At 43.6% G+C, this 22,357-nt stretch carries 15 protein-coding genes and 1 pseudogene; 2 read left to right on the plus strand and 14 right to left on the minus strand.

From position 1 onward, the window contains the following. Nucleotides 1-9 precede the first annotated feature (9 nt). Complete coding sequence (locus NF418_RS05380) at nucleotides 10-2,661, minus strand: SEC10/PgrA surface exclusion domain-containing protein (RefSeq protein WP_256778748.1); 2,652 nt, start codon at nucleotides 2,659-2,661, stop codon at nucleotides 10-12. Between the two features lie 671 nt (nucleotides 2,662-3,332). Then, a pseudogene (locus NF418_RS05385) lies at nucleotides 3,333-3,464 on the minus strand (GlsB/YeaQ/YmgE family stress response membrane protein); the annotation flags it as partial. A 294-nt stretch (nucleotides 3,465-3,758) separates the two neighbouring features. On the opposite strand from NF418_RS05385, the gene NF418_RS05390 reads away from it, so the two are divergent. Further along, complete coding sequence (locus NF418_RS05390; RefSeq protein ID WP_256778749.1) at nucleotides 3,759-3,902, plus strand: putative holin-like toxin; 144 nt, start codon at nucleotides 3,759-3,761, stop codon at nucleotides 3,900-3,902. Nucleotides 3,903-4,116: 214 nt separating this feature from the next. Here NF418_RS05390 and NF418_RS05395 read toward each other — a convergent pair whose 3' ends face one another. The 7 genes from NF418_RS05395 to NF418_RS05425 all read right to left on the minus strand — a co-directional run bounded on the left by NF418_RS05395 (nucleotide 4,117) and on the right by NF418_RS05425 (nucleotide 15,409). Continuing rightward, nucleotides 4,117-4,350 (minus strand): GlsB/YeaQ/YmgE family stress response membrane protein, encoded by a 234-nt coding sequence (locus tag NF418_RS05395; RefSeq protein WP_024378839.1) that lies wholly within the window; start codon nucleotides 4,348-4,350, stop codon nucleotides 4,117-4,119. Nucleotides 4,351-4,405: 55 nt separating this feature from the next. Next, entirely contained in the window at nucleotides 4,406-5,647 is a 1,242-nt protein-coding gene (locus NF418_RS05400) for an aminopeptidase (RefSeq protein WP_014736428.1), read from the minus strand. A gap of 487 nt (nucleotides 5,648-6,134) precedes the next feature. After that, nucleotides 6,135-6,737, minus strand: a complete 603-nt coding sequence (locus tag NF418_RS05405) for a nitroreductase family protein (protein ID WP_256778750.1) — start codon at nucleotides 6,735-6,737, stop codon at nucleotides 6,135-6,137. A 145-nt stretch (nucleotides 6,738-6,882) separates the two neighbouring features. Then, nucleotides 6,883-11,274: a PolC-type DNA polymerase III gene (locus NF418_RS05410; RefSeq protein WP_256778751.1), complete on the minus strand. Its 4,392-nt coding sequence runs from the start codon at nucleotides 11,272-11,274 to the stop codon at nucleotides 6,883-6,885. A 246-nt stretch (nucleotides 11,275-11,520) separates the two neighbouring features. Further along, nucleotides 11,521-11,667, minus strand: coding sequence for a putative holin-like toxin (locus NF418_RS05415; RefSeq protein WP_105144015.1), 147 nt, complete (start codon nucleotides 11,665-11,667; stop codon nucleotides 11,521-11,523). 347 nt (nucleotides 11,668-12,014) lie between these two features. Continuing rightward, the gene (locus NF418_RS05420) at nucleotides 12,015-12,479 is read right to left on the minus strand and encodes a hypothetical protein (protein ID WP_256778752.1); all 465 of its coding nucleotides are present in this window, start codon (nucleotides 12,477-12,479) and stop codon (nucleotides 12,015-12,017) included. Next, nucleotides 12,476-15,409, minus strand: a complete 2,934-nt coding sequence (locus NF418_RS05425) for an SEC10/PgrA surface exclusion domain-containing protein (RefSeq protein WP_256778753.1) — start codon at nucleotides 15,407-15,409, stop codon at nucleotides 12,476-12,478. Before NF418_RS05425 ends, NF418_RS05420 begins: the two co-directional genes overlap by 4 nt. A gap of 212 nt (nucleotides 15,410-15,621) precedes the next feature. On the opposite strand from NF418_RS05425, the gene sohB reads away from it, so the two are divergent. Further along, nucleotides 15,622-16,632, plus strand: a complete 1,011-nt coding sequence (sohB, locus tag NF418_RS05430) for a protease SohB (RefSeq protein WP_256778754.1) — start codon at nucleotides 15,622-15,624, stop codon at nucleotides 16,630-16,632. Nucleotides 16,633-16,834: 202 nt separating this feature from the next. On the opposite strand, the gene NF418_RS05435 is transcribed toward sohB, so the two are convergent. The 5 genes from NF418_RS05435 to yajC all read right to left on the minus strand — a co-directional run bounded on the left by NF418_RS05435 (nucleotide 16,835) and on the right by yajC (nucleotide 22,273). Beyond that, entirely contained in the window at nucleotides 16,835-18,694 is a 1,860-nt protein-coding gene (locus NF418_RS05435; RefSeq protein WP_256778755.1) for a proline--tRNA ligase, read from the minus strand. 269 nt (nucleotides 18,695-18,963) lie between these two features. After that, a complete protein-coding gene (gene rseP, locus NF418_RS05440; RefSeq protein WP_256778756.1) occupies nucleotides 18,964-20,223 on the minus strand; it encodes an RIP metalloprotease RseP in 1,260 nt (419 codons plus the stop codon). 9 nt (nucleotides 20,224-20,232) lie between these two features. After that, nucleotides 20,233-21,027, minus strand: a complete 795-nt coding sequence (locus tag NF418_RS05445; RefSeq protein ID WP_256778762.1) for a phosphatidate cytidylyltransferase — start codon at nucleotides 21,025-21,027, stop codon at nucleotides 20,233-20,235. Between the two features lie 21 nt (nucleotides 21,028-21,048). After that, nucleotides 21,049-21,804 (minus strand): isoprenyl transferase, encoded by a 756-nt coding sequence (locus tag NF418_RS05450; protein ID WP_105108158.1) that lies wholly within the window; start codon nucleotides 21,802-21,804, stop codon nucleotides 21,049-21,051. 160 nt (nucleotides 21,805-21,964) lie between these two features. Next, nucleotides 21,965-22,273, minus strand: a complete 309-nt coding sequence (gene yajC / locus NF418_RS05455) for a preprotein translocase subunit YajC (protein WP_256778757.1) — start codon at nucleotides 22,271-22,273, stop codon at nucleotides 21,965-21,967. Between the last annotated feature and the right edge of the window lie 84 nt (nucleotides 22,274-22,357).

Genomic DNA, 22,357 nt, shown 5'->3' on the forward strand with positions numbered 1-22,357 from the left:
TGTCTACCATTATTCTTCGACTTCCTTCCGACGCTTGATTGCGAGGGATAACCCTAAACCTAGTACCGTGAAACCAGCTAAGCTAGACAAGATACTGTCCTTACTTCCTGTTTGTGGTAGGCTAGCTGCCTGAACTGGGGCTTTATCTACATCAATGGATCGAGTTTGCTCTTTAGAAGTAGGGGCCATTCCAGTTGTCTTTATAGTAACTACCTTGCCTGATTGAGCATCGAGTTTTTGACTAGTACCTATAGTTGTTACGTTTGCTGGTGTTTCTGTACCAAGCGGTGCTTGGCTGTTCCCTTTCGTTACTACAGTCGTGCCATTTGGGTTTTGACCTGATGCAGGAGAACCAGAGGTGCTTCCTGTTCCTTGGTCATCACCAGTTTCCTCTGTCGGAGCCTTCACTTGTTCCTGGAGATTGTAAAGGTTCAGGAGATTTAGGTAGTGTTTCACCGCAAGAGTGTAGTTATCCTGTAATTCGGTCAACTTAGCAGCTTCTTGTTGATATGCTGCACATGCTTCCTCTCTGGCTTTCACAGCCTTGTCATAAGCGTCTTGGGCTTTAACAAGGTTTGCTTCTGCTTCTTTCAAGTCTACAAGTTTTGCTTTAGCATCAATTACGGCTTGTTTTGCGTCTTTCAAGATTACTTCCAAAGCTTGTACGGTTTGAGATGCTTGCTCTGCTTTCTCTTTCAATTCGTCAGCGTCTGCTTGTTTCACCAAATAATCTGCCCGCAATTTGTCTGCTTTTGCTTGTGCTGTATCAAATGCTGCTTTAGCATCTGTCAAGGCTTGTGCTTTAGCTTCTTTACTTTCTGTCACAGCTGTCAATACCGTCAAAGCTGAGTTATATTTCGCTTGTGCGTCAGACAATTTAGTTTTAGCTGCATCTAAGTTTGCTTGTGCTTTTGTTGTTTCACTTTCTGTAGACAACAAAGCGTTATATGCGTTTGTTGCTGACTCAACTTCGGCTTTTGCTTGATTCAAGACAGTTACAGCTTGTGCCAAATCAGCTTGTGCGCGATTGTGAGCCACATTAGCAAGTGCCAATTGTGTGTTTGCTTCAGTTAATGAGCTAGAATCATTTGTGAATGTTACATCTGTGGCATGTACTAAATTATTAGCTTCAACTGCATTTGTGAGTAGACCTCCAGCTGTGAATTTGTCACTGTATGTTGCGAAAACGGTCCATGGTTTCAAACCATCGTTTAGATACCCACCAACATTCATTGATTCTTCATTATGAATATATAATCCGATACTTTCCGCGTTATCAAAATTGGTCCAATGTCCATAATTGCTTAGAGCATCATTAATTGTCAAACCATATATATTTCTGCTCATTTTTTCCACCATGGTTTTAAATGTTGGATTAGTTTTGTACACGTCGTATGCTAAGTTTTCACTCGCAGCAACACTTGTATTTGGAAATACAATGTCTTCACTAGCTCGTAAGATTGTTCTATCGTGTTCGAATGGACCATTTTTCTCATCATACATCTCACCACGAACTTTGGCTAATTCAATCAATTTTGTATTTGCAACAACTCCAGATAGCCCAATATTTTCTGCTAATTTGTTATAAACATCTACGGCAACTTGATTCAATTTGTTGATTTGGTCTTCTGTGAAGTTTTCAACGTCAACAATTTCATCTCCGCCAGAAACAACTACTTTCCAGTATGTTTCTGGATTTGTTGTCACACCACTAGCTTCAATAGCTTGTTTCAACTCAGCAACCGTTTCCAAGGTCTTTGGTGTTGTCATGAATTTCTTAACAGCATCTTTCACTTCTTGTGGCAAATTGATATCAATTGTGTATGATACTTCATTCTGGAGTGAGTCAACCACTGCTTGTGCTTCACTTACCTTGCTTGCTGTTTCAGCTACTTGTGTTTCCAAACCTTCAACAGTGGTTTGTGCATTGCTTTCTGCAACTTTAGCTTCATCTACTGCTGTTTTTGCTTCTGCAATTTCTTGTACCAAGTTTTGGTCACTTTCTTGTGCTTTAATCAAGGCTTGTTCTGCTGTTGCAACATTTGCTTCTGCAGAAACTACTTCTTGTTTTGCAGTATCTGCATTAGCTTGAGCTTGGTCAACATTTACTGTTTCATTTTCCAATTGTGAAACTGTTTCTTGTGCAGCGTCTGCTTGTGCTTGAGCTTCAGTATAAGCTACATTTGCTGTGTCAGCTACTGCTTGTGCTTGGTCAGCTTGTTCTTGAGCCGTTGATGCGTCTTGATTTGCTGTTTCAAGCAAGACTTCAGTTTCTGATACTGTAGCTTCAGCTTCAATAATTTCAGTTTCTACAGCTTGGATAGCTTCAGGTGTTGCAGTTGCTGCAGTTTCTTGAGCGGCTACAAGTTCTTCTTGTGCTGTTGTCTCAGCGGTTTGTGCTGCCTGCTTGTCAGATGAAGCACTGGTCACTACCGATTCTTGATTTTTCACTGCTTCCTCAGCAGTGTTGACATCTGTCTTTGCAGCAGCTACTTGCTCAGCTGTCACTTGATTGGTCGTTGGTGTTTCTGTTGCATTAGCCGTTGGTGATGTCGAATCAAGTGTATTAGCACTCACTGCAGCACCTGAGAAACTAACCACTCCTGTTGCAAGAACGGCTGAGGTAAGGGTAACTGTCTTTAACAAGTTTTTCTTATTCATATAAGCTCCTTTTATATTGTATCACTACTATTTTACCCCCCCCCCGAAGCCTTTTGTCAAGCGTTTTTTGTATATTTTTATATACTTTTCAATGCTTTTTCTTTTGCTTGAGGGATAGACATCCACTATCTCTGGAGGGGGAACAATGCACGAATGAGAAAGGATCTCCCCAATAGTCTATCAAATATTTTTTTCTTAAAAATAGCCAAGCAAACTATTGTTTCAATTTAACTTGTAAAGCGGAAATTTCCTCTTGCTTTTTAATAAATGTAACTATAGTTTAATCTAGTTCTCTTTCTGAAAATCAAAAAAGCAGCCAAGGCTGCTCCTTACTAATATCGATGACCGACAGGATCGGTCAAATCTATTCCGGTTTTGTTGAGTTTATTAAAGATTTCCCGAAATTCGATTAACCGGCGCATATTGGCCTCGGTTGGTATGAGGTTGGTATCTGCTTCAAGGTAGGCAATGATATTTCGGGCACGTGGGATGGCGGACTTATCATTTTGGCGTAGAAGATTGTAAACAGCCCGCATTTCGATGAGACAGAGTTCTCTCACCAAAAAATGCTTGGCATGGTGGGGGAAATTCTTGATTTCTTCAGCCAAGGTCCCAGCCTTGAGATAGTAGCCTTTTTCGGAAAAGTAGTCGATCATAAACCCCAGATTCAATAGGGACTGTCCAATCCACGAACCAGCAAGACCAAGGATAATATTTCCTAGACAGCCACGACGGTCATCTGATGAGGTCAAAGCCCCAGCAATCAAGCCAATAATGGCACCTGCGATAATACTTGTTAACATCTTCTATCCAGAATGTTTTTAGCATACCAGAAATATAATACATATTTGCTTTGTATAATTATTTAGTAGAAAAGTGAAGACGGTGGCTCTCGGTTCTGCTCCAACAGTCTGAGTATAGACTGTTGGAGGTTGGAGATGAAACGAACCTAGTTCGTGTCAAAGAGGTGATGCCTATGGGCAATTCATCAAAATCTAACAGAAAGGGGCTAACCTATACTTGATGGCAAGTAAACTTGCTCATCAAGTAACGACAAATCCTATGGGATTTGTCTAAGGTGCGCACTAGTTTTATTTTTGAAAAATATCGTTTCAAAAATAAAACGTCGAGGGCTGGTTTCGGCTTTTGAAGTTGTACAAACGATTCTAGCTTTTGGTAGCTTTACCATTGCGCTAGTTAGCTTGTGCTATAAAATCTTCAAAGAAAATGACAAAAAATAACCCGTCCCCACTTTTGCGCGAGTAGGACGGATTAAATCTAAACTACGAGCCACCGTCTTTTTAACGGTTCTACGTCAGGTGGTTGTTAGCGCAACTACCTTTTTCTATTTCTATTATAACACGAAAGCTATGAAAAGCAACTTTTAATAATATCGGCATACCAGTAAATTTATCCGATTTTTTCAGAAAAAATCGGATAATAGAATTATTTTAGTTAATTCCGTCTAGAACTAGAAAAAATCGCCACCAACAATACTGCTCCAAAGACAGATGGAACCAAGGCCATACCAGCAAACTGTGGACCCCAGTCACCGAAGAGCAGTTGTCCAATCCATGAACCTGCAAGACCAAGGATAATATTTCCAAGACAGCCACGACGGTCATCTGATGAAGTCAGAGCCCCGGCAATCAGGCCAATAATGGCTCCAGCGATTATACTTGATAACATAGTACTTCCTTTCTATTGACAAAAAGACTGGTCGCCCAGTCTTATAGCATCATTTTTAGATAGCCCACTCACCGTCACGGAAGATTGGCACACGAGTACCGTCTTCACGGATACCGTCAATGTTCATCTTGTTAGAACCAATCATGAAGTCCACATGGACATCAGAACGGTTAAGGCCTGCTTCTTTGAGCTCTTCTTGGCTCATTTCTGTACCACCTTCGATAGAGAAGGCATAGGCTTGACCAATCGCCAAGTGGTTTGAGGCATTTTCATCAAAAAGAGTATTGAAGAAGGTCACACCTGATTGAGAAATTGGGCTCTTGTCTGGCACAAGGGCAACTTCACCAAGACCTCGTGCACCAGCGTTATCAAAGACCAATTTCTTCATAACTTCATCGCCTTTTTCAGCTGTTACATCCACGATTTCACCGTCTTTGAAGGTTACTTTGATGCCTTCGATGATGTTTCCGTTGTAGCTGAGTGGTTTTGTTGAAGTTACATAGCCGTCTGCCACACGGTAGTCAGGTGCTGTGAAGACCTCTTCTGTTGGCATATTGGCAATAAAGTGTTCACCTTGGGCATTGACCGAACCAGCCGCTTCCCACAAGTGGTTTTTCGGCATACCAAGAACGAGGTCAGTTCCTGGTGCTGTGTAGTGCAATTTGACAAACTGCTCGTCGTTGAGGACCTTAGCCTTAGCCACCAAGCGTGCCTCGTGCTCTTCCCAAGCCTTGATTGGATCTTCTTCGTAGATACGGCAAGTCTTGAAGATTTGGTCCCAAAGGAGGTCCACTGCCTCTTCGTCAGAGGCTGCATTTGGGAAGACTTTTTTAGCCCATTCCAAACCAGAGGCTGCACCGAGTGTCCAGCTGATTTTGTTAGCTTGGGATGCTTGTCGCATTGGGTTCAAAGCCTGGCTGAGTGCACGAGCGTTGCGAGACAATTTCTCTGGATCCACACCGTCGTAAGCACCTGGGTCTTCTGACAAGACAACCAAACGGCTGGCCTTACGCTCCAAGAGGTAGTTCATTTCAGTGATGCGTTGTGGATGAACTTGTTCCAAGAGTTCCACATCGACATTGACCAAACGTTCACGTGCAATCACGTCGTCCAACCAGTTGACCAAGACTTCCTTAGCACCGTGGGCGTAAGCTTCTTTGACAATCAAACGAGCCAACTCAGCCTGTTCAACACCGATTGTCAACTGCACCGTGTGTCCAGGTTGCACATTGATACCTGTTGAAACCAAGAGTTTAGCATATTTAGCGAGATTTTCTTTAAAATTTGGTAATACCATTTTTTTCTCCTTTGTACTTTGAAATACCCTATTATTGTATCATATTTTGAAGCTGGGTTGACAAAAAAACTTCCTGCTGATACAGGAAGTCTCAGAATCTATCCGACAGTCTTACACTCACCAAGACAAGCTGACAAGGGATATTTTAATCTACCGACGTAATAAAGCAAACTGTAAGTATGCATACTCAATGAAAATTGAAGTCAGACTAGCTTCAACTATCTGGGAGATAGTTGAAGGTTGGGGATGAAACGAACGAAGTTCGTGTCAGCAAGCCGAAGGTAGAACCCCGCTCCTCTCTTGTTTTAAGGGAGCAGGCTGTAAAGCTCCACTGGAGCTTTACACTCATCACATCAAGTCAACAACGTCTGATCCCATCGCAGAGTAAAGTTTTCAGTTTGCTTTTAGTACTAGGCAACGAGCTGCAGGCTGTACTGAAGTACGCCAAAGCGATTTAACGACGTAATAAAGCAAACTGTAAACTTTACTAGTTACCAAAAACCTTTACACGGTCAGCATCCGCCATATAGTCTTTATCCGCTGCTGGAGCTACAATGCTTCCGAATGGTGCTTGGGCACGGAGTTTCCAGTTAGCTGGGATACCGTATTTTTCAGCAACTTGTGCATCAACCAATGGATTGTAGTGTTGTACGTTCATGCCGATATTTTTCTCAGCCAAGGCCAACCATACTGCGTACAAGTTGATACCGTGAGCTTGTTCAGACCAGATTGGGAAGTTTTCAGCGTAAAGCGGAAAGCTTTCTTGCAAGCCTTTGACCACATCTTGGTCTTCGAAGAACAAGATAGTACCTGCACCTGCTGCAAAGCTAGCCAAACGACCTTTTGTGCCTTCAAAAGCTTCTGCTGGTGTTACTTTTTCCAATTCGCTGTAGGCAATTTCGTTCCAGAAAGCTTCTGACTCCGCACCAAAAAGTACCACTGCACGACTTGATTGTGAGTTGAAAGCCGAAGGTGATTCTTTCATAGCTTTCTCAACGAGAGCTACTACTTCTTCATTTGATACTGGCAAGTCTTTACCAAGTGCGTAGATTGAACGGCGAGTTTCTTGAAGTTTTGCAAAGTTTGACATATGTTTTCCTCTTTTCTTATTGTTACTACATAGTAGTTTTTTATCACTATGTAGAGATTATATACCTATCAATAACATTAGTCAAGAGGTTTGACTTCATTTTTTTAAAAAAATTCACTGCTTCCAAAAGAAACAGTGAACAGGTTTAAAACAAATCATCAAAGAGACTCAACTGGTTATCCTCAGGCATTTTGCCCAGAATACCCATCTCATCCATTTTTTCGACAAGGGTGCTGGACAGACCACCACGTTTGCGGAGTTCTGTCTTGGAGAGGAATTCTCCTTCAGCACGCGCCGTTACAAGCTGCTTAGCAACGTTTTCTCCCAGACCATCCATAGCGACAAATGGTGGGATGAGGGTATCGTCTTCAATCAAGAAGTCGGTCGCATGGGACTTGTAGAGGTCCAACTTGCCGAACTTGAAGCCACGTTCCAGCATCTCATTAACCAATTCAAGTGTGGTATAGAGATCCTGCTCAACGTTTGACGCTTCATTGTTTTTCTTCTTGAGGGCAATCTCTTCCATCTTGGTCTTGACTCGTTCCAAGCCACCGGACATGGTTGCTAAATCAAAGGCCTTGGCACGAATAGAGAAGTAAGCACAATAGTAGTAGATTGGATAATGAACCTTGAAATAAGCAACCCGCAAGGCCATCATAACGTAGGCAGCCGCGTGGGCTTTGGGGAACATGTACTTGATTTTTCCACAGGATTCGATGTACCAGTCTGGCACCTTGTTATCCTTCATGGCTTGGATATAACCATTTCGTTCTTCCTCGGAAATCTTGAGCCACATCCCTTTCCGCACCCGTTCCATGATATTAAAGGCCATCTTAGGCGGTAAACCTGCGTGCATGAGATAAACCATGATGTCATCCCGACAACCGATAACGGTAGATAGGTCGGCAATTCCCGCCTTAATCAAATCCTGGGCATTGCCCAACCAAACGTCTGTACCGTGGGATAGACCAGACAGCTGTAATAGTTCTGCAAAGGTGGTCGGTTTGGTTTCCTCCACCATCCCCCGTACAAAGTTGGTTCCGAATTCAGGAATGCCCAGCATACCTGTCGGTGTCCCGATCTGCTCTGGAGTAACTCCCAAAATTTCCGTACCAGAAAAGAGGGCCATTACTCCCTTGTCATCAGCAGGAATGGTCTGCGGATCAATGCCTGACAAATCCTGCAACTTGCGAACCATAGTCGGATCATCGTGACCCAGAACATCGAGTTTCAGGACGTTCTCATCAATATCGTGGAAGTTAAAGTGGGTGGTCTGCCAGTTGGCCGTCACATCATCGGCAGGATACTGGACAGGCGTAAAATCATAAACATCCATGTAGTCAGGGAATACGATAATTCCCCCTGGGTGTTGACCAGTCGTCCGTTTGACACCAGCCGCACCAGCAGCCAAGCGTTCCACTTCCACATCACGGTAGAATTTGCCATAATCTCGCTCATAGCCTCGGACGAAACCATAGGCAGTCTTGGCCGCTACCGTTCCTACCGTTCCTGCACGGAAGGCATTTTCTTCACCGAAAATATCCCGAACATCCAAATGGGCAGACGGTTGGTCATCCCCTGAGAAGTTCAAGTCAATATCGGGAACCTTGTCACCATCGAAACCAAGGAAGGTCTCGAAAGGAATGTCCTGACCATCTTTTTTATACTTGGTGCCACATTCTTCACAGTCCTTATCTGGCAGGTCAAAACCTGAACCATAGGAACCGTCTGTGATAAATTCACTGTGTTGGCAATTTGGACAAACATAGTGAGGAGGCATAGGATTTACTTCTGTAATCCCAATCATAGTGGCAACGAAACTGGAGCCGACAGACCCCCGTGAACCCACCAGGTAGCCCCGCTCATTTGACCGTTGCACCAACATCTGCGAAGCCAGGTAAATCACGGCGAAGCCATTACCCAGAATAGAAGTCAATTCCTTCTCAATCCGTAGATCAATAATATCTGGCAGCGGATTGCCATAAATCTCAAAGGCCTTTTGATAGGTCAATTCCGCGACCGTTTCCTCGGCCTTTTCGATATAAGGCGTATAGAGGTCGGTCTTAACCACCTGAACATCTTCAAATCGCTCCACCATAGCATTTGGATTAGTAATAACAATCTCACGGGCTAGACTTTCGCCCAAGAATGCAAACTCGTCCAACATCTCGCTGGTCGTTCTAAAGTGGGCTTTTGGCAGTGGTGCTGGCTGGGCATTCTCACCATTTCCAATGGTCCAGTTAATCGGTGCCCCTTGACCTAAAGCACGGACAATGATTTCCCGATAGATTTCCTCTTCTGGGTCAATGTAGTGGACATTTCCAGTCGCTAGAACAGGCAGACCTGCCCTACGTCCTACCTCAATCAATTGCTTGATAGTTTCTTCAATCTCTGCCATGTCCTTAAACTGCTCCTTGGCAATCATAGGAGCATAGAGGGCAGGTGGCATGACCTCGATAAAATCATAATAGCCCGCTGTCTTAACCGCATCATCCATGCCCTTAGAAAGTAGGTCATCAAAAACCTCCCCCTCCTGGCAGGCTGTTCCCAGTATCAAGCCTTCTCGGTGGGCATCCAGAACCGTTCTGGGAATGCGAGGAACTCCCTCAAAATACTTGGTGTTGGACAGGGAAACCAGCTTGAAGATATTTTTCAAACCTACCTGATTGACCACATAGAGCGTAGCGTGTTTGACACGGGCCTTCTTATAGGAATCCTCGGCTACCAATTCTGTATTGAGCTGGTTGAGATTGGTCAGATTGTGCTTCTCCAAGGCTTCTTTTAGGAAGATAAAGAGCAGGCGACCAGTGGCCTCCGCATCGTAGTTGGCCATGTGGTGATGCTCAAGGGCAACACCAAACCGCTTGGTCAAGGCTGCTAGACCATGCCGCTTGTAGTCTGGATAAAGATTTCGTGCAAATTCTAGCGTATCGATAACCGGTTGGCTGATGATTGGCAAGCCAGCTCGCTCGTAGTTGACATTCATGAAACCAACGTCAAATGTCGCGTTGTGGGCAACCATAATGGAATCCTGACAGAAGTCCTGAAACTCGCGCAAAACTTGCTCCAAGGGCTTGGAACCACGCACATGCTCATCCGTAATCCCTGTCAGTTCGGTCGTAAATTTACTGAGCGGGTGACCTGGGTTAATAAATTCATCAAATTCCGCAATGATATTGCCCTTGTGCATCTTAGATGCCGCAATCTGAATCAGGGCATTGTTAACCGCGGAAAGACCGGTCGTTTCCACGTCAAAGACCACATAGGTCGCATCGGATAAGACCATATCCGCTTCATTGTAGACAATGGGAACTGAGTCCTCAACGATATTGGCCTCCATACCAAAGAGGAGCTTAATACCAGCCTTACGAGCAGCATGGTAGCCATGAGGGAAGGATTGAACATTGCCGTGGTCGGTAATCGCCACCGCCTTGTGTCCCCAGGCTGCCGCACGCGCCACCAAGTCCTCAACGGCAGGCAGGGCATCCATGGTGGACATGTTGGTATGAGCATGAAACTCGACCCGCTTCTCCCCCTCAGGCATAAGGTCCTTACGAATTTCCTTCTTGACCTCCTGGACTTCCTGTACGTTCATAGTCAAATCACGGGTGAAATTATTGGTCTCCACATTGCCTCGCACCCGCAGCCAGTTACCCTTTTTGACCATATCAAACTTCTGGGCCTCTTCCTCATTCTTAGCCCACTTCTGCAATGTAAAGGACGAAGTATAGTCGGTCATCTTAAAGTTGATAATGACCCGCCCCGTCTTGGTCGTCTTCTGCTCCACCTCAAAGACCAGACCCTCAAAGACAATCCTGTTCTCCTCGCTATCCACCTCAATCATAGGCGTAATCTCAGCCTTTTCAATATTGACCTTGGCCGGACGATTTTTCTTATATTCTGGGACAAATGGCTGAGCTACCTCTGGTGGTGGCGCCATTTGAGCCAGTTGTTCAAGGGCCGCCAAGTTTTCTTCATTGGCCTGCTGATAAATTTCTTCATTCTGCGCATGGAAAGCCGCAGCCTGCTGCTGCGTCATCTCTTGACAAACTTCAATGTCCACCGCAAGATTGCCAAAACCAAATCGCTTGTATTGTTCCACAAGGTTTGGCAGGTGATTTTTCCGAAAATGAACGGTATCAATAGTTTCAGGCCCCTTTATCCACAGAGTATTCTCCCGATAAACAACCTCCAAAGATTGAAACAGAGCCTTGAAACCTGCACTCTGACACAAATCTTCTGTAAAAGCCTCTGGATAATAGGCCTCTACTAAGCCCGCTTCAAAACTTTCCGCATCACTGACGATCGAAAATTGAATCTTATTGCCCACCTTTTCAAACTCTGTTGCCAAACGAGCCTTGAAGAGTTGATAGTCCATCAGAGACAAGGGCTTTTCAAAACGGAAGGTAAATTCCCAGAGCTTGCTGACCTTGTGCAAGACCACTTTCTCAATCGTTGCAGTCGAAAAAGCCCCTGATTGCTGGGCATCAAGAGGCATCCCGATTTGTTGAAGCAAGAGTTGAAACTTATCTGACATGACCATTTCCTTTGTAGTTTACTTAGAAACATTTTACCATAAATGGAGGAATTTTTCTTGGACTAAGCCAGGGACTTTTCTAGCAAGACATCACCATTTAAACTTGCTTTTTCAAGCTTTCGTGTTATAATAGAGTTAGAAAAAAGGTAGTTGCTCTAACAACTACCCAACGTAGAACCGTTAAAAAGACGGTGGCTCGTTAATTTTAGCTAAAGAAATAGCCGTTACTTGCCAAAGTATGGACGGCTATTTCTTTTGGTCATTTTCTTTGAAGATTTTATAGCACAAGCTGACTAAAGCAATGGTAAAGCTACCAAAAGCTAGAATCGTTTGTACAACTTCAAAAGCCGAAACTAGCCCCCGACGTTTTATTTTTGAAACGATATTTTTCAAAAATAAAACTAGTGCGCACCTTAGACAAATCCCATAGGATTTGTCGTTACTTGATGAGCAAGTTTACTTGCCATCAAGTATAGGTTAGCCCTTTCTGTTAGATGTTGATGAATTGCCCATAGGCATCACCTCTTTGACACGAACTAGGTTCGTTTCATTTCCAACCTCCAACAGTCTATCCCCAGACTGTTGGAGCAGAACCGAGAGCCACCGTCTTCACTTTTCTACTAAATAATTATACCCTAGAATTGGCAAAAATGAACACAGAACAAAATCCTCAGAACACTTTCCGAGGATTTTGTTTATTTAAATTGTGAACTTTCTAATGCCGACTTTTTCCTGCGTACTTACAGAACATAAATACGACAAGATTGACCTGATAAGCTTTCTGTAAGTGACTTACCTGTATTTACATTTGTAAATTGTTCTAAAGCTAATGTAGCAAGCTTTTTAGGATTTTTTAGTTCAAACCAAGTATAATTTGCCTGACTTTCTTGGATTGTATCAAACTGTGACGGATTTTGGTAGCTAGAGTTTGGCATATTGTTCTGAAACTCATCGAAGTCATTAATATCTGCAATGAAGCCGTCTGAAAAATCTCCTAGTGTCATGATGAGTTGGTCTGGTTGTTTATTTTTACCTACCTTTGTCACATTTTCAGTCTTCACTGTAAACAAAACTCTGCCACCGTTATTTATCGCGTGGTCATAGTGAGCATCTAATACATCTTTAGCAGACATACCGTTTACTCTATCTCCCAATTTATAGGCTATAATATCTTTCACTTGATTAGTTGCTGATTGCTCACTCATCCCTTCTCTCCTTTCCGTCTCACACCCACTGCCAATCCAAGCGTACCCAATCCTACAAAGAGGAGGAGGTTGCTGGCTTGACCTGTGTTTGGTAGGCTAGCTTGTCCTTTGCTTGCTGGGGCAACTGGAGCCACTGGTGCTTGTGGTTTAACAACTGCCTGTGCCTCATAGCCGATGACTTGACCCGCCTTGTTGACAAGAGGGATTGCCACCTGCCCACTTGCGACGATTTCAGCCTCCTTAGCCTTGAGCCAGTCTTCCAAACTGATAGATGGCAAGACTGGAGCAGTTGGGGCATCCTTCGGCACTGCGATAACTGTTCCATCTTCCAAGACAGCTACTGTATTGTCCACTGACAAACGCTCCAACTCCAATACGAAGTCATACTCTGCCTTGACAAGAGCATAAGCCGTCTGAGCCTGTGCCAAAGCATCCGCAACCTCGACCTTAGTAGCCTTCTGCTCCTTGAGGAGTGCCTCCAATTCCGCTACTTTTGCTTTAGAAATAGCCAGAGCTTCTACCAGAGCTGGTTTTTGAGCCACAAGTGTTTCTAGCTTAGCCAGTTCCGCTTTGGCAGTTTCCAAGGCAGAATTAGTTTCAGCCAACTGAGCAAGAGCCGTTTGGTAGGCAGTCTCCTTGCTTGCCAAGTCAGCCTTCAAGCTAGCCAACTTCGCCTCTTCAGCACGGAGAAGAGCTTGCTTCTCTGCCAATACAGTCTGAGCAGTACCCAACTCCACCTTAGCTGCTTCAAGAGCAACAGCCTTGTCTGTGTTTGAGGCTTTAGCAAGAGCCAATACTTCTTTAGCTGACTGTAATGCTACCTTGTCTGCTTCGAGTTTTGCTACAGCATTGTTGAGAGCTGTTTCAAGAGAGGCAATATCTGTAGTACCCGCCAAGATAGCATTGAGTTGAGCTTGTACCTCTGCATAGGCTGTTTGAGCTGCCTCGTAGGCAGTTTTAGCAGAATCTAACGTTGACTGAGCAGAGTTGTCGTTAGCAAGAGCAACATTATAAGCATTTTGAGCTTCTGCTACCTTAGTTTCATCTACTACTGTACGAGTAACAGTGTCGTAGATAGAGGTTACCGTAGTTGTACCGCCAGTTGTAGTCTGGTAAGGGTTGGCTACAGGAGTATCTGTAGTATTAGTGAATGTAATGAAGGTTTGAGGTGCACGACTAACCATACCATTAAACATTTCTAAGAAGTCAAAGTCAAGACCCACTGAATTATACTGATTGTCTTTATCCAACCCAAGGACAGCCATTGCAACCTCAAAGTCTTTAGTACGAGTACCGTTCATACCCCCGGAACCTTCACCCATACTACCATCTCCGAAGATACCATAAAGTTGTACTCCTAGAGTTGCAAGAACATTGTATTTGAGGGTTGCCATTGTTTGCTTGCGACCATCATTTTTATCATATTGAGCAGCATTAGCCGTCAACCAACCAAGAATAAGGTTATCCACCGCTGTAGAGGCTACAGCCTCCCTAAGACTGACACCACCATGAGTTTTCATAGCAGGCAAGCCAAGTTCACGAGTTACAGGGTCTTGACCTGTCATAGTGTTCCAAAAACCATTGGCAACCATTTCCTCGTCAGTCATACCCGCATAGTAAGGGAAGGTTTTATTTAGGAGCGTTGTAACAGTTTCATCTGCCTTACGGACACTATCCTTTGTGACTGTAAGGAGAGGAGTACCAAGCTCAGAACGCAAATCATTCACCAATGCTACATAGAAGTTAGCCAAATCAGTGCGTTGTTCTTCTGTCAAAGTTCGTACATTTACAAGGGTTGTGGTGTCTGTGTTGCTGAATAGTACAGGGGTAGCCTCTCGCCAAGCCTTAACTTTAGCTTGGTTTGGAGCGGCAATGTTGTGGAGGTCGTCAAGGTTGTTATCTGTCATACCGAAGTAGCCATATTTGATAGCATTTTTTACTTCTTCCACTGTACCCGTACCGTTGGCGAGGTTCTTGATAGCTGTAAGGTACTCTTTATTCGTCAATACCCCGTTGCTCTCGAACCACTCAGAAGTAGCTACGCCATCATTCAAAGTAGCCTTACCGCCTGTAGTGGTGGTAGTTTCTCCGACCTTTACAGTTTCAGTGACTTGGGTACCATTTTTTGCAGTGTCAAGAGTAGATTTGGCAGTTGCAAGGGCGTTAGAAGTTGCCTCTTTAGCAGAGATAGCATCTGCATAAGCCTTGGCAGTGCTATCTACTTGAGCCTCCGCACTAACTACTACCCCTTGTTGATTGGCAACTGCTACCTCACGGTTACTTGAAGCCTCTTTGGCGTTATCCAAGGCAGACTGAGCTTGAGCCACTGCAACCTCGTCACTAGCAACGGTAGTTTCAAGAGTAGCCACATCGCCTTGCAATTTCTCTACATCCGCAACCCCATTACCCTCAAGAGCAACAATCTTACCCTCTGTAGCCTTTACCGTAGCCTCCGCACTTGCTACCTCTGTAGTGGCGGTGGTGACAACCTTCTCTTGGTTTGCGACTGCTTGTTCAGCCTCTGCCTTTTCTGTTTGACTAGCTGTCACACTAGCTTGGGCTGTCGTTTGTGCTTGTTCAGCAGTGACGATAGCCTCTTGGGCTGTTGCCACAGTTTCAGCTGTGATTGCCTCTGCTTGAGCTAGACTCGTCGCAGTCTCTTGACTGGCTTCTTGCTCTTTTGCCAAGGCTGTTTCTGTCACAGAAATCAGTTCTTCTACAACTTGAACTTGCTCACTAGCTTCATCTACAAGAGCTTTTGCATTTGCCACATCTTGAGCAGTGACCGTTTCGGTACTAGTTGTCGCACTGATTGCTTCTGCCTCAGTTGGACTGTTTGCAGTGATGATTTCTTCGGCTTGGACATCCTGTCCAAACACAGCCACAGTCGTCGCCACAGCGAGACTCAGCATTTGTTTTTTCTTTTTCATCCTGTCCCTCTTTTTTGGTTTATTTTGATTGACAAACCCTAGTTTATCAATTCTATTTTACCCCCCCCCCCCGACCATTTTTGTCAAGGTATTTTGCTCATAATCTAAAGAAATTTTCGAGCCCTTGCCCCCTAGCAACAGCCATCATCTTCCTAGTCTAGAATGGATAAATATGGTAAAATAAAAACAATCATCAACAAAGGAGAACACCCATGTGGGAAACAATTTTCATTGAGTACGGCATCTTTTTCCTCAAAGTAGTGACCTACCTCCTCGCCATCCTCCTCTTTCTAGTCCTTTCAACAAAAATAAAGTCTAAAAAGCCGGATGGACAAGTCACTATCACAGACCTGTCTGAAAAGCTATTGGAACAGCAGGAACAGTTTGAAAAGGAACTATTGGACAAAAAGGCTTATAAAAAGCTACAAGAAGAGCGAGATCAAGAAAGCTCAGAACAAGAAACGGAGGCCCCTGTCAAACGCTTGTTTGTCTTGGACTTTGAAGGAGATATCCAAGCCAAGCAAGTCGACAACCTCCGCGAAGAAATCACTGCCATCCTGACCTTGGCTAGTCAAGGAGATGAGGTCTTGCTCCGCTTAGAGAGTCCAGGTGGCTCCGTCTACGGTTACGGTCTTGGCGCCTCTCAACTCCTCCGACTAAAAGATAAGCAGATCCCTCTGACCATCGCAGTCGATAAGGTTGCGGCTAGCGGAGGCTATCTCATGGCTTCTGTCGCTGACACAATCGTTGCTGCTCCCTTTGCCCTCGTCGGCTCTATCGGTGTCGTCGCAGAAATCCCCAATATCCATCGCCTACTGAAAAAACACGAGATTGATGTAGATGTCATGACTGCTGGTAAGTACAAACGAACCCTTACCGTTATAGGAGAGAATACAGCAGAAGGCAAAGAAAAATTCCAAGAAGAATTAAACGAAGTTCATCATCTATTCAAAGATTTCGTCCAAGAAAACCGTCCTATACTAGACATCGAACAGGTCAGCACAGGCGAAACCTGGTACGGAACTAGTGCCAAAAAGGTCCACCTAGTTGATGAAATCGCGACTAGTGATGATTTGATTTTAAATCAGATTCACGAGAGACAGGTACTTCTAGTCAAATTTGAAGAGAAGAAATCTCTCATCAACCGCATCGGTGTTCAAGTCGAAACCAGCCTGTCCAACCTCATACTGAAGCTAGTTAACAAATCTAGTGCCATCCGGTAATACTCTTAGAAAACTTAACTTTCTTTTGATATTAATTGAGTGTAGGGACTAGTCATCTCAATGTAGTTTTTCCTGAACCAGAAATTCGGACTAGTCAACCCCAAAAAATACATAGAAAAAGAGTCTGCAGGAACTATACTCTTCGTCCTGGATATCACATCTAAGACGAAATAGTTCACATTGCAAACTCTTTTTTTATTTTCTAATTTTCTTTTGTAAGGATTTGAAGGGTTTCAAGCAGTTGATCTACATGAACTTCAACCGTATCACCTGTGCCCTTGATTTTCACTTCGATGATGCCATCAGCTGCTTTCTTACCAACTGTCACACGGATTGGCAAGCCAATCAAGTCACTGTCAGAAAACTTAACGCCGACACGCTCATTACGGTCGTCAGTTAATACTTCATAGCCTGCACCAACCAAACTTGCTTCGATAGACTGAGTCAATTCCATTGCCGCTTCATCTTTGACATTAACTGGAATCAAATGTACATCAAACGGTGCCAATTCTTTAGGGAAGTTGATGCCCCAAGCGTAACGGTATTCGCCTTTTGGTGTCTTGTTAACAAAGAGGCGAGCATGTTGTTCAAGAACGGCTGACAAGAGACGGCTAACACCGATTCCGTAACATCCCATGATAATTGGCATAGAGCGACCATTCTCATCCAAGATATTGGCATTCATGCTGTCAGAATAGCGTGTACCGAGTTTGAAGATGTGTCCAATCTCGATACCACGGGCAAAGTTGAGAACTCCGTGTCCATCTGGAGAAGGCTCACCTTCCTTGACCTCACGAATGTCCACATACTCAGTCACTTGGAAATCACGACCTGCATTGGCACCTGTATAGTGGAAACCATCTTCGTTGGCACCAACAACAGCATTTTTTACATCTTGCACCTTGCGGTCTGCAATAATCTTGATGTTTTCTGGCAAGCCGACTGGTCCAAGGGAACCAAATCCAGCACCGAAGACTTTTTCTGCATCAGCTGGGCTTGCTACATCAAAGAAATCTGCTCCAAGGTGGTTTTTCAACTTGACATCGTTAACTTGATCATTGCCAACAAGGAGGGCAACAACTGGCTCACCGTCTGCCATAAAGAGCATGGTTTTGATAGTTTGCTCTTCAGCAACGTTCAAGAAAGCAGCTACTTCGTCGATAGTTTTGGCATCTGGCGTCGCTACTTTAACCAAGTCTTCTTCAACCACAACTGCTGTGCTTGGTTTGTACTCGCTAGTTGCCATTTCTAGGTTGGCAGCGTAGCCAGATTCGCTAGAGTAGGCGATGGTATCTTCACCAGACACAGACCATGCCAAGAGTTCTTCCTTGATTGCTTCAAGAACATCCTCTGGGATTTCCTCAAAAGAAGCAACAGACTTGTCCAAGACAACCCAACGGTCCAGGTCGGTACGGTCTGGGGTAATGGCCATGAATTCCTGGCTGTCCTTACCACCCATGGCACCACCGTCACCGATGATAGCTTTGAACTCCAGGCCTGCTCGAGTGAAAATCGCTTCATAGGCTGCCTTATAGTCATCGTAGGTCTGGTCCAAGCTCTCATAGCTAGCGTGGAAGCTGTAGCCGTCTTTCATGATAAACTCACGACCGCGGAGAAGACCGTTGCGAGGACGTTTTTCATCACGGTATTTTGGCTGGATTTGGTAAATATTGAGTGGCAACTGCTTGTAAGATTGCACCGCATCACGCGCCAAAAGGGTCACCGTCTCTTCGTGGGTTGGTCCCAAGATAAAGTCAGAACCTTCGCGGTTTTTGAGTTTGTAAAGATCGTCGCCATATGTTTCGTAACGACCTGACTCACGCCAGATATCTGCTGACAAAAGTGCTGGCGCTAAAAATTCAATAGCATCAATTTTGTCAAACTCCTCACGCATGATCGTTTTTGCTTTTTCAATCACACGGTTGGCCAATGGTAAGTAGCTGTAAATACCAGCAGAAATCTGACGGACATAACCCGCACGTAACATCAATGCGTGACTGATCACCGACGCATCCGAAGGCATCTCCCGCAAAGTCGGGATAATCATTTTAGACTGTTTCATAATAAGATACAAAGGGCGTGGAAACCAAAGCAAAAATAGGAAATCATTGCAGTGTTCTAACACACAAAATGATTTATCTTTTTTGCACAGGTTTCAGCCCGTGTTCAATTCCTTTCGTAGTTTACTTGATTGGAAGACAAAGAATTAACTTTTCTAAACTCCTCGCTGACGCTCGAGTTCAAATCTGAAAACTCTCTGTTCCTTTTTTTTTCGTATTATTCAGAACATCCTGCGCATCGCACGCATTCAATTCCTTTTGGAGTTTTTATTTAGAAGAATACACGCATAATATCATTCCAGGTCACGACCAGCATGAGAACAACCATAATAGCAACCCCTGCTAGAGTGATATAGGATTCAGTTTCTGGTTTAAGTGGTTTTCTGCGAATACCTTCTAGAATGTTCATGACAATCTTACCGCCGTCCAAGGCTGGAATAGGGATAAGATTGAAAATACCGATATTGATTGATAGCATAGCCATCAGGTTAAAGACTGAAACCCAACCATTTGCAGCAGCCTGATTGCTGACAGAATAAATAGCAACAGGTCCACCCAATTGCTTAACATCAAAATTGGCAATCAAGTTTTTCAAGGCAGTCACAACAATAACTGCTGTCGCACCCGCTTGCTGGAAGCCCCCAATAATCTTATCAAGGAAACCAGTTTTTAAAATCGGTGAAATTCCGATTCGGTAGCTATCGTCAACCTTCTCAGCAGTAACTGTGAGCGATTTTTCAGTCCCCTCATGTTCAACAATCAAATCAAAACTTGGAGCTGTAGAGGCTTCTAAGGCTACCTGACTAATGATTGTAGCAATCTCTGTGTAAGTATCCGTAGCTTGACCATTGACCGACAAGATTTTATCACCTGTCACCAGACCTACATTCTGTAAGGCACCACCGTCTGTAATACTAACGGCATTACTGGTTGGATCTGCAACCCCACCTTGCGCAAAAATCAGCATGATAAAGACGAAAATACCTAAAATGAAGTTATTCATGGGACCAGCAAAGTTGGTTATCAACTTCCCCCAGACAGTCGCATTTTGATATTGAACATCAAGTGGAGCAATCCGAACTTCCGTTCCATCCTCCTCCACAATCGTAGCATCATGATCAACCTGATAGGTCTTATTTTCATCAAGGACCAATCCTGTGATTTCCAACTTTTCCTCGAAGTCAAAACTAGTCACATTCATAGGTAAACTCAGATTATCGAGTTGTTTTCCTGAAAGGTTAATACGAGTAACAATACCATCGGCATTCAAAGTCAGGCTGGCAGGTGTACCCGTCTTTATTTCCGTCTTATCTTCACCCCAACCAGCCATACGAACATAGCCACCGAGGGGAAGAATACGGATGGTGTAGAGAGTTCCGTCCTGACCAGTATGAGAAAAGATTTTCGGTCCCATACCAATAGCAAATTCTCTGACGAGAATCCCTGATTTTTTAGCGAAGTAGAAATGCCCAAATTCATGGACAACAACGATAACTCCGAATATAAAGATAAATGCTAATATTCCCTTCATAATACCTCCTTAAAACAGTCCAAAGAAGTGCATGATTGGGAAAACAAAAATCATACCATCGAAACGATCTAGGATACCACCGTGTCCCGGAATGATTTTACCCGAGTCTTTCACACCAAAATGACGCTTAATTGCACTTTCCACTAAATCACCAAACTGTACAAAGCTTGAAAAAATAGCAATCAATAACAACATAAGGAGGAAAGGATAGCCTGCCAAAAGAGTCTTATCAACCAATAAGAAAATCATTGAAGTAACTACAGCCGACAAAATTCCTCCCAGGAAACCTTCCACTGTTTTATTGGGAGATACTTTTGGTAATAGTTTTCTGCGACCAAATTGGCGACCTACCAAATATGCTCCAATATCCGTCGCCCAAACAATACAGAGAGCAAAGAATACTTTATTCAAACCATCTGTTCTTGCCAGAATAAGATTATGAAATCCAATACCAACATAAAAACTAGAGGCAATTGGAAAGACAACATCCGAATAATTATATTGTCCCAGATTAAATACTGTAGCTCCTAAAAGTAAGAAGACAACAACAGCATAGGCAGTATAATTACCATCCGTCGGTAAGAATGTGAGATAGTTCTGCAATGGCAGGGTTAAAACAAGACCTGCCAACATGGCCATAACACCTTCAATTGAATTTGGGGAAAGTTGGTTCATTTTCAGTAATTCACCGACAGTGATAATCGCCAAAAGACCAACAAAGAAATGAAAAGCAGTACCACCTATCAACAGAAATGGAAGAAAAATGGCAAAGGCAATGCCTCCAAACACCACTCGTTTTTGCAAATCGTTTGTCATAATATCTCCTTATACGCCACCAAACCGTCTATGACGTCGGTTGTATTCTTTGATTGCTAATTTAAGAGCCTCACCATCAAAATCCGGCCATGCCACATCCGTAAAATACAGCTCGCTGTAGGCTGTTTGCCACGGCAGGAAGTTGCTAAGACGAAGTTCACCACTTGTACGGATAACTAGATCGGGATCGCGAAGAGCAGGTGATAAACTACCTGTGTATAGATAATCTGCTATCAATTTCTCATCTATATCCCCTGGATTAAACTTAGCATCCAAGACATCTTGTGCAATAGCCTTGATAGCACGAGTCAATTCGTCACGGCCACCGTAATTCAAGGCAAAATTCAAAATCAAGCCTGTATTATTCTTAGTTTTCTGCTCTGCCTTATATAAAGCATTTAAAGTTGGCTCGGGAAGTTTTGAATGGTCTCCAATCATCTGAATCTTAACATTATTTGCATGGAGTTCTGGCACATATTTATCATAAAATTCCACTGGCAGATTCATAATAAACTTGACTTCCTTCTCCGGTCGAGACCAATTCTCCGTTGAAAAGGCATAGACCGTCAAGACTTTAACTCCCAAATCAGAAGCCGTTTTGGTCACCTTTTGAAGGGCGTCCATTCCAGCCTTGTGCCCCATGATACGAGGCTGCATCCGCTTTTTCGCCCAGCGACCATTGCCGTCCATGATGACTGCTATATGCTTTGGAACTTCAATAGCTGTTTCAATGCTTTCCTTCTTTTTAAATTTAAATGTAAACATGTTTTTTCCTTAAAAATTTATCTGTCTTATTATGACGTCTTTCGAAAGCTCGAAAATACTGTATATAATCAGCCTATTATACCATATTTATAAGGATTTACGCAAAAATCAGCTAGCGCGTTCATGCAAAAAACCGAGGTTCTCCCCGGTTTTCAGTCATCTATTCTTCGATAGCTGTTTCTGTTTTTTCTTGACTTGCTTCTTCTGCAATAACTGAACTTGTGGCTTCAGTTACTCGGTTACGAATAGCCCCGCGTTCAAAGGTCAGGTAAACCCCATCCACGTCCAAGACAACTTTCTTATCATCGATTTCATCAACAATACCAAATAGACCACCAATAGTGACAATTTCATCACCTTTTTTAATCTGGCTGAGTGCATCCTGGCGCTGTTTTTGTTGTTTACGTTGGCTATAGAACATAAAACCAATCATGCCAAGCATCAAAACAGGAAATAATAATCCTTCCATTTGTGTACCTCTTTTTAGTTTGATAAGCATGATTATACCAAATTTAATGAAAGAAATCAAAATTTGGTCAGTCAAAAAAGACCG

The sequence above is a fragment of the Streptococcus suis genome (genome assembly GCF_024509555.1).
Classification (GTDB): Bacteria; Bacillota; Bacilli; order Lactobacillales; family Streptococcaceae; genus Streptococcus; species Streptococcus suis_AD.